Consider the following 12,624-nt stretch of genomic DNA (forward strand, 5'->3'; position numbering starts at 1 on the left):
TCTATGGCTCTTTCCGAATATAGTCTGCGGCTGCTGGGCGCCTATGCCGAGCAGCCGTTCCTTATGGCTCCCATGGCGGGCGTGACCGACCCTGCCTATCGCATCATGTGTCGCCGCCGCGGTGCCAACCTTGCCTACAGCGAGATGGTGAGCGTGGCAGGCCTTGCCTATGCCAGTAATAAGACGTGGCGCCTGGTGCTACCGGCCGACGAGGAGCAGCAGATTTGCGTGCAGCTCTTTGGCTCCAAGCCCGATCAGTTTGCGAGCGCCGTCGCCGCCGTCGAGGAGCGCGTTGGCGATCGCCTGTCGCTCATCGATATCAATATGGCATGTCCCGCCCGCAAGGTCGTTACCAAGGGCGAGGGCTCGGCGCTCATGCGCACGCCCGACCTGGCCGAGAAGATCGTCGAGGCCACGGTTGGCGCGGCGCACGTGCCCGTGACCGTCAAGATTCGCAAGGGCTTTTATGCCGAGGACCGCAATGCCGCGACATTTGCCCAGATGCTTGAGAGTGCAGGGGCTGCCGCAGTCGCCGTGCATGGTCGTTGCGCCACGCAGCTCTACACGGGCCAGGCCGATTGGTCGGTCGTCGATGAGGTCGCAGATGCCGTTGAGATTCCCGTGATCGGTTCGGGTGATGTGTTCACCGCCGAGGATGCCGCGGTGCATCTGCGAAACTCGGGTGCCAGCGCGGTGTTTATCGCGCGCGGCATCTACGGGAACCCGTGGGTGTTTGGCGATGCTCGCGCTCTTGCGCTCGATGGCACACCGGTGCCGGCGCGCAGCTCTGTCGAGCGCCTGGACGCCCTGCGTGAGCACCTAACGCTGACGCATGAGCTCCTGCCGCTCATGTCGCGTGCCCGTACGTACGCAAGCTGGTACTTAAAAGGCATGCCCCATGCCGCCGCTTGGCGTGCTCATGTGGTGCGCTGCTCCACGTATGAGGAGTTTATGGCGCTGGTCGATGAGATCGAGCATGATGTGGTGGCCTGCGAGGCTGCCCTTGCCGCCGGCGAATCGGTGCCCCCTCATCCGCTGGAGGCTTAAGGGTGGCCGTTACCGCGCTGTACGTGCACGTGCCGTTCTGTGCCCAAAAGTGCCGCTACTGCGACTTCGACTCGCGCAGCTTTGCTTCGTGTGATTTGGATGCCGCGCTCGATTCCTATTTTGAGCAGTTGTTCGCGCGTCTCGATGCTTTTGGCAAGGCTGGGGCCCTCGACCAGATCCGCACCGTCTATGTTGGCGGCGGCACGCCGTCGCTGGCGGGGGAGCGCCTGGTGGAGCTGGCGCGGCGTATTCGTGCGTGGTGCGCCCCCGTTGAGTTTACCTGCGAGGCCAATCCTGAGTCCCTGACCGCCGAGCTCGCCACCGCGCTTGCCGAGGCGGGTGTCACGCGCATCTCTCTGGGCGTGCAAACCCTCGACAATACCGAGCTGGTTGCTATTGGCCGCATTCACGATGCTAATCGGGCACTCGCGGCTATCGCGACGGTAAAGGACACTGGCCTCGATGTGTCGTGCGACCTTATGTGTGGCCTTCCCGGGCAGACGGCGGCGAGTTGGCAGCGCACGCTCGATGGCGTGTTGGCGGCGGCGCCTCATCATGTGTCGGTCTACCCGTTCACGCTCGAGGAGGGCACGCCACTCTATCGCATGGCGTGCCGTGACGAGTCGCTCGAGCCTGATGAGGATTTTCAGGCCGCCTGCATGGATGTGGCACGCGAGCTCCTGGGTGCCGCCGGCTATCACCCGTATGAGGTGGCGAGCTACGCGCTCGATGGGCATGAATGTGCCCATAATATCGCCTACTGGACTGGTCGGGGCTACCTGGGCCTGGGTCGTTCTGCCGCGGGCATGCTCGACGACGAGGATTTCGACCGCTTGGCTGGACTGTTTCCCGGCGTGGCTCCCCGTGGTGACTTTCACCGCGTGCGTTTGGTACAACGCGACGATGCCGCGACGATGTTTGATGCCGAGTATCTGTCGCGGCGCGAGGCGGCGGCCGAGGACCTGATGCTCGCTTGTCGCATGACGCGCGGTGTTGATTCCGACCTGTTGGTTCGCGCGTCTCGTGTCATCCCTGCCGATGAACTGGCAGCGGCTTGTGATCGCGCTCTTGAGCTTGGGCTTGCCACTTGGGTGCCCGAGCACGGTGATACCCATGCGGGGCCTATCGCCTCTGTCGATGTCATCGCTGGCCGCACCTGTGCCCGTCTGGCGCCGACCCATCTGGGCTGGCTCGATGGAAATGTTCTGTTCGAGCTGTTTTGGGATCTAGCTTAGGCCGCTCGGGTAGAATTACCGGAATATATACGCTGCTTTGAGCAGGAGGTTGCCGCGCATGGCGACGATGAACGAAAAAGATTACTACGAGATTCTGGGTGTCTCCAAGGACGCCACCTCGCGTGATATTCAAAAGGCCTTCCAGCAAAAGGCCCGTAAGCTCCATCCGGACGTCAATAAAGAGCCGGATGCCGAGGAAAAGTTTAAAGAGGTTTCCGAGGCCTACGCCGTGCTTTCGGATGAGCAAAAACGTGCGCGCTACGATGCCATGCGTTCTGGCAATCCCTTTGCCGGTGCTCCTACGGCTTCGCCCTATGGTGGCGGCTACGCCGGCAGCACGGGCTATGGCAATCCCTTTGAGGGCGGCTTTCCCTTTGGTGGCGCCTGGGGCCAGCAGCGTCGCGGCCAGGCTGCCTACAATCCCGAGAACGGCGCCAACGTGGTCGTCGATATCAAACTCGACGCCAAGGAGGCCAAGGGCGGTGCCCGCAAGACCGTCCGCTACACGCGCTTCGATACCTGTAGCAACTGCGGCGGCTCGGGCTCCGTTTCGTCTGAGCATGCCCATACCTGCCCGAGCTGCGGTGGCCGCGGCCACATCGACGTCGACCTGTCCTTCCTGTTTGGTGCGGGCACGTTCCAGTCGGTCTGTCCCGAGTGCGGCGGTTCCGGTAAAGTCGTGGCCGATCCCTGCCCTGATTGCGGTGGCAGCGGTCGTACTCGCGTAACCTCCGAGCAGACGATTGAGTTTCCTGCCGGCACGCACGATGGCGACGAGGTCCGCATTAGCGGCATGGGCCATGCTGGCACTAACGGTGCCGCGGGCGGCGACTTGGTCGGCCGCGCCCATGTTGAGGCCGAGCGCTTGGAAGGCAAGGCCCGTACTGGCTTTTACCTGATGGGCATCGTGGCGCCGTTTTTGGTGCTGTCGGCCATCTCGGGCGTGTTCTCGGCCTTTGCCGTGATGTGCTTTATCCCCTTTACCATGGGCCTGTTCATGGTGCTTTCGGACGGTGTGCTTCATCGCAGCCTGCTGTGGTGGAAGCGCGGTGCGATGCAGTTTGCCAACGGTTTTGCCAACGGCTTCATGTTCGCGCTCGTGTCGGTTTGGTTCGCGAGCTGCTCGCAACGGGCCATGCTTTCGCCGTATCAAATGCAATAACATCAAACCCTTTGTTTGCGGTCGGCCCAGCTTGGGTATAGGACGCACTGTGACAATAATGAAAGTCGGAAGGATTCGGTCGTGTCGGAAAATAGGGATTACTACGAGGTGCTTGGCGTCGACAGGGATGCCGACGCGCGGACGATTAAGCGTGCGTTTCTAAAGAAGGCCCGTACCGTACATCCGGATGTTTCGGACGATCCCGAGGCCGAGGCCAAGTTCAAGGAGCTCAACGAGGCCTATTCCGTTCTTTCCGATGAGCAGAAGCGTGCTAACTACGACCGTTACGGCACCGCGGACGGCCCCGGTGGCTCTGGTTATGTCGACATCAACGATATCTTTGGCGGCATGGGTATGGACGACCTCTTCTCGTCGTTCTTTGGCGGTGGCGCCGGTGGTGGCGCCCGCAGCCGTCGTGAGCGTCGTCGCGGACGTGACATGGCCATCTCGCTTTCGGTGACGCTCGAGGAGGCGGCGCTCGGCTGCAAAAAGACGATCAGCTATGATCGCCTTGCTCCTTGCGAGGACTGCAACGGTACCGGTAGGGCCGAGGGTGCACAGGAAAAGCAGTGCAGTCGCTGCCACGGTACGGGCTACGTCACGACGGTTCAGCGATCGTTTTTGGGCCAGGTTCAGTCTTCCTCGCCTTGCCCCGACTGCCATGGCGAGGGCACGGTTATCGACCATCCCTGCGAGACCTGCGACGGTCAGGGCCGCACGCCTTCGCACGAAAAGATCGACATCGATATTCCCGCCGGCGTTTCGACCGGTCGCCAGCTGCGCGTGAGCGGCTTTGGCGAGGCCGGCCTTCGCGGCGAGCCTTCGGGCGACCTGATTGTCAACGTGCGCGTCGCCGACCATGAGCGCTTTAAGCGCAACGGTGATGACCTGTACCTGGTGAGCGATATCTCGATTGCGCAGGCTGCGCTCGGCTGCGAGATCGAGGTCGAGGGCATTATGCCCGACGAGGTCGTTAAGGTGACGGTTCCCGCCGGCGCCCAGTACGGCGACACCGTGAGCGTCAATAATTACGGCATGCCGCGCATTGGCGGTGGCGGTTCGCGTGGCCGCCTGATCGTGCAACTGCGCGTGGTCGTTCCCACCAATCTTTCCAATAAGCAACGCGAGCTGCTCCGTGCTTTTGCCGATGAGATGGGCGATGACGTCGCTTCCGGTAAGAAGTCGGTGACCGACCGTATCAAGAGTGCCCTCGACGATATCCTCGATTAAGGAGCCCGCGTGCTCGCACCCCATATTTCCGTCGTCAACCTCGGCTGCCGTGTCAACCGGGTTGAGTCTGACCATATCACTGCTGATCTTATGCGCCTGGGCTTTGCTATGGTGGAGCCCCACGATGCCGATCTGATCGTCATTAACACCTGTGCCGTTACGGGCGAGGCCGAGGCCAAGACCCGTAAGGCCGTCCGTCATGCGCTGGCCCATCCAAACGAGCCCTATGTGGTCGTGACCGGATGCGTGGTCAATTTGCATCCCGAGGAGCTGTTGGAGCTTTCGGATCGCGTGATCGCCGAGCCGTCCAAGATCGATGTCGCCGAACGTGTCTGCGAGGTGCTGGGCGTTGAGTCCGATAGCGTTCCCGCCTGCAGCGATGACGAGGTGGTCGATGCGCTCGGTCGCTCTCGCCTGGGCGTGAAGATCCAGGACGGCTGCAACCATCGCTGCACCTATTGCATTGTGTGGAAGGCGCGCGGCCCCGAGCGCTCCGTGCCCGTCGAGTCCGTGCTTGAGCGAGTTCGCGAGGCCCAAGAGGCCGGCGTGCCCGAGGTGGTGCTGACCGGTGTGAACCTGGGTGCCTACGATGGCAAGAGCGCGACCGACGAGCATGTCGAAATCGATGAGCTGCTCGAGGCCATCATGGAGCGCACGACTATTGCGCATGTGCGCATTTCCTCGGTCGAACCCATGGATATCTCTGAGCGCCTGCTTAAGGTTATGGCGCGCTATCCGCAGCGTATTGCCCCGTTTTTGCACCTGCCCGTGCAGTCCGGCTGTACGGCGACGCTGCATCGCATGGGTCGTCCCTATAGTGCCGAGGCCTTTGAGGACACGGTGCGCATGATTCGCGCCATCCTGCCGCAGGCGTCTCTTTCGTGCGACGTCATCGTCGGTTTTCCTGGTGAGACGGACGAGGAGTTCGAGGAGTCGCTGGCGCTGTGCCGCCGTGTGGGTTTCTCGCGTATGCACGTGTTCCGCTATAGCAAGCGTCCCGGTACCCTTGCTGCCGACATGCCCGACCAGGTGCCGCCCGAGGTTATGGCCGAGCGCAGCCGTCGTATGCGAGACACGGCGCAGGAGCTCGCTATTGCCGATGCTCGTCGTCGCGTGGGCACTGTCGAGCGTGCCGTGCTCGAGTATGGTGACAGCCTGACGCTCGGTTCGTTCCATCATGCCCGTCTTGACGATACCTGTGGACTTACAGCCCCGTGCCTGCTCGATGTTGCTATCATCGGAGTCGATGATTCCGGCTTGGTCCATGCGCGCAGGGAGGTCCATGGAAGCCTCGAAGATTAGACTTACCGTTCCCGAGGGAATTGATCCCTCGTGCGTTTTGGGCGCCGGCGACGGCGTCCTTCGTGCACTCGAGAGCTTGGTTCGCGCCCATGTGGTCGCCCGTGGCGATTGCATCGCCGTGAGCGGTGACCCGGACGAGGTCGAACTCGTGGCTCGCTTTTTCGAACATGCTTTTCGCGAGGCGGCGGCCGGTCGTACCCTGTCTGCCGACGATGTCTCTCGCTGCCTGGCCGTCTTGCGCGATGGTGAGCACGAGGCTACGTCGCTTCGCGATGACGTGCTGCTTTCGTATCGCGGTCGCGTCATTCGCCCCAAGACGCTCGGGCAAAAGCGCTATGTGGATGCCATCCGCTCGCATACCATCACGTTTGGCCTGGGTCCAGCCGGTACCGGTAAGACTTATCTGGCCATGGCGCTCGCCGTTGCCGCGCTCAAGCGCCACGAGGTGGGCCGTTTGATCTTGACGCGTCCGGTTGTCGAAGCAGGGGAGAACCTGGGCTTTTTGCCCGGCACCCTCGAGGAAAAGATCGATCCGTACATGCGTCCGCTCTACGACGCCCTTTTTGACATGATGGATCGCGAGCGCACCGATGAGCTTATGGAGCGCAGCGTGATCGAGATCGCCCCGCTTGCCTATATGCGCGGTCGTACGTTGAGCGATGCCTTCGTGGTGCTCGACGAAGCGCAAAATACCACGCCCGAGCAGATGAAGATGTTCCTGACACGACTTGGATTCAACTCCAAGTTCGTGATTACCGGCGACCTCAGCCAGCGCGACCTGGTGGGTCGTCGTGGTGGCTTGGCGGATGTCGAGAAGATTTTGGGCCGTGTCGACGATGTGGCGTTTGCACACCTGGAGCGCGCCGATGTGGTGCGCCATGCCCTGGTGGGTCGTATCGTCGAGGCATACGATGCTTATGATGACGTGCGTGAGCAGCGCTCGCGCGACCGAAAGGAGTCCCGTTGAGTGTATTGATCAGCAACGATGCCGAGCTCGATACGCTGCTCGACGCGCAGGAGGTGGAGCACATTTGCGAGGTTGTGCTTGCCGCCGAGGACGTTGAACGTGAAGTCGAGATTTCCCTTTCGTATGTCGACGAGGACGAGATGCACGAGCTCAACCACGAGTGGCGTGGCATCGACCGCACCACCGATGTGCTCTCGTTTGAATGCGACTCGGCCTTTGACGAGGATATTCCCGCCGACGAGACGCTCGAGCTCGGCGATATCATCTTGGCCCCGCAGGTCATTGCCCGTCAGGCCCCCGGCTTTGGCAATAGCCCTGCCGACGAGTGCCGCCTGATGCTCGTACACGGCATGCTACACCTGCTGGGGTATGACCATATCGAGGACGACGAGGCCGAGGTCATGGAGGCCCGCGAGGACGCCATCCTGCGCGATCTGGCGCTCGAGCGCGGCGAGGACCCCAAGCTAGTCCACGTCGGCCCCATCACCAACCACGCCCACGACTAGGAGCCGTCTATGATTCCCGGATCGAACAAGGACCATCCGTCCTTCTTAAAGTCCTTTTCCTACGCCATGGAGGGCTTCGTCACCGCCGTCAAGACCGAGCGCAACATTAAGGTCATGCTCGTGGCGGGCGTGTGCACTGTCATTGCCGGCTGCATTGTGGGGCTCGACATTGCCGAGTGGGCTACGATTATCATCTGCTGTGGCCTGGTGATTCACGGCGAGCTGTGCAACACCGCCATGGAGGCGATTGTCGATCTGGCGACCCAGGAGCTCCATCCGCTGGCAAAGCGTGCGAAGGATATCGCCGCCGCCTCTGTATACGTTCTTTCCATCACCGCCGCGATTGTGGGCTTGCTGGTATTTGCCCACGCGCTCTGCTTTATTTAGAAAGGGATTCCCATGTCCGACAATATGCAGCCTACCGATGAGGTTCTGGACGACGTGTCCCTGGACGCGGTGGATACCGAGGAGTTCGAGGAAGTCGAGGAGTTCGACCCGTTTGAGGGCATGAGCGATGAGGAACTCGACGCCCTGTACGACGAGGACAACGGTCCTATGGGCTTTGGTGACGTGGAACCCGGTTTCCGCAGCGGCTTCGTGGCCCTGGTCGGTCGCCCCAACGCAGGCAAGTCCACGCTACTTAATGCTTGCTACGGCAAAAAGGTCGCCATCACCTCACCGGTGGCACAGACGACCCGCCGCCGTATGCGCGCCGTCGTCAATCGTCCCGGCTACCAGCTGGTCTTTGTCGATACCCCGGGTATTCATAAGCCCAAGGATGGCCTGGGTTCCGAGCTCAACAAGAGCGCGCTGTTCGAGCTGAACGATGTTGACGTCGTCGCGTTTTTGATTGACGCCACCAAGCCGATCGGCAGGGGAGATGCCTGGGTTGCCGAGCGCGTCAAGAGCGCCCGCTGCAAGAAGGTCCTGGTGCTCACCAAGGCCGATGAGGCCGACTCCGCACAGGTCATGGAGCAGCTGAAGGCTGCCCATGAGTTGATGGACTATGACGACGAGATCGTGACGTCGTCGGTTAAGAACTTTAACGTCGATGCCTTCATCGATACCGTTGCGCACTTTTTGCCCGAGGGCCCGCGCTGGTTCCCGGAGGACATGGGTACCGATGCTTCCGACGAGACGCTCGTTGCCGAGTTTGTGCGCGAGAAGGTCTTGCGCCGCACCCGTGATGAGATTCCGCACTCCGTTGGCGTTATTTGCGATGCGCTCGAGCAGACCAAGAAGGTGCTGCGTGTGCACGCCACCATTTATGTCGAGCGTGAGGGCCAAAAGGGCATCATCATCGGCAAGGGCGGCGAGATGATCAAGCATATCGGTATCGACGCCCGTCGCGATCTTGAGCGCATCTTTGGCATGCAGGTCTTTTTGGATTTGGACGTGAAGGTCAAGGCCGGTTGGCGCGACGACGAGGCTCAGATTCGCCGTTTTGGCTACAACGCCGAGGACTAAGGACGCGCAGCGCGCATGGCAGGCTCCCGGACATATCGCACGAAGGTGCTCGTGCTCGACAAGACCAAGCTCAAAGAGACCGATCTGATTCTGACGATGCTTGACGAGCGGGGTCGCCAGGTTCGTGCCGTGGCAAAGGGGGCCCGCAAACCCGGTGGGCGCTTGGCGGCGCGCTGCGAGATGTTCTGTACCGTTGATCTGCTGCTTGCGCATGGACGGTCGCTCGACGTGGTTTCCCAGGCCGAGCTTATGGAGGCGCCGCTCGGCGCTGCTCCCGATTACGAGATGACATGCGCCGCAAGCGCGATCGCCGAGGTCGCGCGCGTGTGCTCGTTCGAGGACGCCGAGGACCCGTTTACCTTTGCCATAACGCAGCGAGCGCTTGCCCTGGTGGGCAGCGGGCTCGACGCGGCGCATATGGATCTACTTGTGGCGGCATATGTCTTTAAGCTGCTGTCGCACGTTGGCTATCGACCCGATTTTTCGGCCTGCGTGCTGTGCGGAGACCCCATGCTGTCGTATTTTTCGCCCCAGGCGGGCGGTCTCATGTGCGGGTCGTGTGCGTCGAGCGTTTCGGGTGCCGAGCTGGTTTCGACCGGCGAGGTCGCATGGCTGCGCGCCCTCATGTCCATGACCTTCGATGTGCTTATGACCGAGAGGATCGACCCCCATACAGCAGCTTTTTTGCTCGGGCTTTCGCATGTGTGGGCGGCGACGCATACCGACCAGCGCCTCCGTGCGATGGAATTCATGTTGGGTCGGTGATGATGCGCATGGGCGGTCTGCTTGTGGTAACATACCGACCTGTTGGTACCTCGACCTTGGTTGCTCGCTCCACCGGCGGCTTCCCAGTCCGAGGCGAATCGAGTCGCCCGTGGGCGACGCAAAACGAAAGGTGAAACAATGACTGTTTCCAAAGAGCGCAAGGCGGAGCTGACTGCCCAGTTCGGTAACACCCCGGTCGATACCGGCAACCCCAAGGTTCAGGTCGCCATCCTGACCGAGCGCATCAAGGAGCTGACCGAGCACATGAAGTCCCACCAGAAGGACTTCCACACCCGTCGTGGCCTGCTCATGCTCGTCGGCCGTCGTCGTCGTCTTCTCTCCTACATCAAGAAGAACGACATCGTCGAGTACCGTGAGCTCATTAAGGCTCTGGGCATCCGCGACAACATCCAGTAAGGATTTGTACATGCTAAGAGCGTCCTGCGCAGCGGGGCGCTCTTTTTGTGTAAGGGCGTGAACAATCGCGCTCTGAAGCGTGGCGGGGGCAGGGGGCCCGCGTCACATGAGAAGCCCGCAGGCAAGGGGTCTGCGGGGTAAAGGAGAACAATGACACTCGTATCCAAGACCTTTGAGCTGTACGGCAAGACCTACACCTTTGAGTCGGGCGAGCTTGCCAAGCAGGCCACCGGCGCCTGCCTGGTCAAGCAGGGCGACACCACGATGCTCGACACCGTGGTCGTCTCCAAGGAGCGCAAAAACTACGACTTCTTCCCGCTGACCGTCGACTTCAACGAGAAGATGTACGCCGCCGGCCGCATCCCGGGTGGTTACCTCAAGCGTGAGGGCCGTCCCAGCGAGAAGGCCACGCTCACCGCGCGCATGATCGACCGCCCGATTCGTCCGAGCTTCCCGGACGGCTTCCGCAACGAGGTGCACATCGTCGCTACCTCGCTCGTCGCCGACCAGGTCAACCCCTTCGACGTCATCAACGTGATGGGTGCTTCCCTGGCCATGACGCTCGGCGGCGTGCCCTTCGAGGGCCCGCTTGCCTGCGTACGTATCGGCCGCAACGTGGAGACCGGCGAGTTTATCGTCAACCCCACCTATGAGGAGCGCGAAAACTCCGACCTGGACCTGGAGCTGGGCGGCTCTGCCGACTTCATCTCGATGGTCGAGGCTGGCGCCGAGGAGATTTCCGAGGACGACATGCTCGCCGCCATGAAGTTTGGCCAGGAGGCCCTTGCCGCCTTCTGCCGGGCTCAGGACGAGTTTGTTGCTGAGTGGGAGCAGGTCAACGGCGCCATCGTCAAGAAGGAGTACCCGCTCGACCAGCCCGTCGAGGAGGTCCAGGAGCGCATCTTCGCCCACTACGACGAGATGGCCGCCGCCCTTCGCGATGCCGACAAGCTCTCCCGTATCGGTAAGGTCGAGGCTCTGAAGGAGTCCATCCGCGCCGAGTTCACCGAGGAGGAGCAGGCCGCTTGGGAGCGCGAGATCCCCGTGGCGCTCAAGAAGCTCGAGAAGAAGGCCATGCGTACCATGGTCGTCGAGACCGGCGAGCGCGTCGACGGCCGTGCCGCCGACGAAATCCGTCCCATCATGGTGAAGGACAATTACCTACCGCTCGTTCACGGCTCCGGCCTGTTCCAGCGCGGTCAGACCCAGGTGCTCTCCGTCCTGTCGCTCGGCATGCTCAACGAGGGCCAGCGTCTGGATACCATCGAGCCCACCGAGGGCAAGCGCTACATGCACCACTACAACTTCCCGCCGTTTTGCACCGGCGAGACCGGCCGCATGGGCAGCCCCAAGCGTCGCGAGATCGGTCACGGCAACCTGGCCGAGCGCGCCCTGCTCCCGGTGCTCCCCGATGAGAACGAGTTCCCCTACGCTATTCGCGTGGTCTCCGAGGTCATGGAGTCCAACGGCTCCTCTTCGATGGCTTCGACCTGCGGCTCCACGCTCGCCCTTATGGACGGCGGCGTGCCCATTAAGCGCCCGGTCTCCGGTATCGCCATGGGCCTGATCCAGGAGGAGGGCAAGACCGTGGTCCTGTCCGACATCCAGGGTCTCGAGGACTTCCTGGGCGACATGGACTTTAAGGTCACCGGTACCACCGAGGGCATCACCGCCCTGCAGATGGACAACAAGGCCACCGGTCTTACCTTCGACATCTTGGCCCGCGCCCTGCAGCAGGCCAAGGAGGGTCGCGCCTTCATCCTGCAGAAGATGCTCGATGTGATCCCCGAGCCGCGCCACACCACGCGCAGCACCGCTCCGCGCATCGTCTCCATCCAGGTTCCGACCGACAAGATCCGCGACGTTATCGGTTCCGGCGGCAAGGTCATCCGCGGCATCCAGGACGAGACCGGTGCCTCGGTCGACATCCAGGAGGACGGCACCGTCTTTGTCGGCGGCACCGGCGAGTCCGTCGACCAGGCTGTCGAGCGCATCAAGCTCATCATCAAGGTTCCCGAGCCGGGCGAGGAGTACACCGGTCGCGTTGTCTCCATCCAGCCCTTCGGTGCCTTCGTGAACCTTCTGCCCGGTAAGGACGGCCTGCTCCACATCTCCCGCGTCGCCAAGGGCCGCGTGGAGAAGGTCGAGGATGTTCTCAACGTGGGCGACGAGGTCAAGGTCGTCGTCATCGAGGTCGACGACCGTGGCAAGATCTCGCTCGATCGTCTTGACAAGCCTGAGGCCCCGGCTCGCGCCGAGGGTGCCTCCGAGGGCGACGGCGAGCACTTCCAGCGTCGTGAGCGTCCGCGTCGCGAGCGCTCCGAGCGCAGCGACCGTCCGCGCCGTCCCGGCGACAACGGAGGCCGCAAGCCCCGCCGTCACCACGACGCCGAGTAACAGCCGTACATAACCAGCACCGCAAGGGCGACTCCGGACAGGGGTCGCCCTTTTGCTGTTCCCGGCGGGGGCCGCGGGTAAAGTTTCCTGCTCTACAGTCCTGCTCACGACGGAGGCCACATTAAGTGG

12 protein-coding genes are annotated in these 12,624 nt (G+C 62.1%); all 12 read left to right on the forward strand.

The window, feature by feature from the left end; genetic code table 11:
* The first annotated feature begins 3 nt into the window (after window positions 1–3).
* The 12 genes from dusB (at window position 4) to DXB86_RS07535 (ending at window position 12,495) form a co-directional block, all read left to right on the forward strand.
* On the forward strand, window positions 4–1,047 hold the full coding sequence (gene dusB, locus DXB86_RS07480) for a tRNA dihydrouridine synthase DusB (protein WP_117564277.1): 1,044 nt from the start codon (window positions 4–6) through the stop codon (window positions 1,045–1,047).
* 2 nt (window positions 1,048–1,049) lie between these two features.
* Entirely contained in the window at window positions 1,050–2,282 is a 1,233-nt protein-coding gene (hemW, locus tag DXB86_RS07485; protein WP_117736684.1) for a radical SAM family heme chaperone HemW, read from the forward strand.
* A gap of 58 nt (window positions 2,283–2,340) precedes the next feature.
* Complete coding sequence (locus tag DXB86_RS07490; protein WP_199408033.1) at window positions 2,341–3,444, forward strand: DnaJ domain-containing protein; 1,104 nt, start codon at window positions 2,341–2,343, stop codon at window positions 3,442–3,444.
* Window positions 3,445–3,525: 81 nt separating this feature from the next.
* Window positions 3,526–4,674 (forward strand): molecular chaperone DnaJ, encoded by a 1,149-nt coding sequence (gene dnaJ / locus DXB86_RS07495; protein ID WP_117635252.1) that lies wholly within the window; start codon window positions 3,526–3,528, stop codon window positions 4,672–4,674.
* 9 nt (window positions 4,675–4,683) lie between these two features.
* A complete protein-coding gene (locus tag DXB86_RS07500) occupies window positions 4,684–5,976 on the forward strand; it encodes a MiaB/RimO family radical SAM methylthiotransferase (protein ID WP_117736685.1) in 1,293 nt (430 codons plus the stop codon).
* A complete protein-coding gene (locus DXB86_RS07505) occupies window positions 5,957–6,943 on the forward strand; it encodes a PhoH family protein (RefSeq protein ID WP_117736686.1) in 987 nt (328 codons plus the stop codon). Before DXB86_RS07500 ends, DXB86_RS07505 begins: the two co-directional genes overlap by 20 nt.
* Window positions 6,940–7,449, forward strand: coding sequence for an rRNA maturation RNase YbeY (gene ybeY / locus DXB86_RS07510; protein ID WP_117736687.1), 510 nt, complete (start codon window positions 6,940–6,942; stop codon window positions 7,447–7,449). Before DXB86_RS07505 ends, ybeY begins: the two co-directional genes overlap by 4 nt.
* A 9-nt stretch (window positions 7,450–7,458) precedes the next feature.
* Window positions 7,459–7,836 carry a diacylglycerol kinase family protein gene (locus DXB86_RS07515; RefSeq protein ID WP_117736688.1) on the forward strand — a complete coding sequence of 126 codons (378 nt, stop codon included), beginning with the start codon at window positions 7,459–7,461 and terminating at the stop codon, window positions 7,834–7,836.
* 12 nt (window positions 7,837–7,848) lie between these two features.
* Window positions 7,849–8,916: a GTPase Era gene (era, locus tag DXB86_RS07520; RefSeq protein WP_199411017.1), complete on the forward strand. Its 1,068-nt coding sequence runs from the start codon at window positions 7,849–7,851 to the stop codon at window positions 8,914–8,916.
* Between the two features lie 15 nt (window positions 8,917–8,931).
* Complete coding sequence (recO, locus tag DXB86_RS07525; RefSeq protein WP_117736689.1) at window positions 8,932–9,681, forward strand: DNA repair protein RecO; 750 nt, start codon at window positions 8,932–8,934, stop codon at window positions 9,679–9,681.
* A 138-nt stretch (window positions 9,682–9,819) separates the two neighbouring features.
* Window positions 9,820–10,098, forward strand: a complete 279-nt coding sequence (gene rpsO, locus DXB86_RS07530) for a 30S ribosomal protein S15 (RefSeq protein ID WP_099431792.1) — start codon at window positions 9,820–9,822, stop codon at window positions 10,096–10,098.
* Window positions 10,099–10,248: 150 nt separating this feature from the next.
* Window positions 10,249–12,495 (forward strand): polyribonucleotide nucleotidyltransferase, encoded by a 2,247-nt coding sequence (locus DXB86_RS07535; protein ID WP_117736690.1) that lies wholly within the window; start codon window positions 10,249–10,251, stop codon window positions 12,493–12,495.
* Window positions 12,496–12,624 lie beyond the last annotated feature (129 nt).

Origin of the sequence: Collinsella sp. OM06-18AC, assembly GCF_003438785.1 — a bacterium.
In the GTDB taxonomy this organism is placed as follows: domain Bacteria; phylum Actinomycetota; class Coriobacteriia; order Coriobacteriales; family Coriobacteriaceae; genus Collinsella.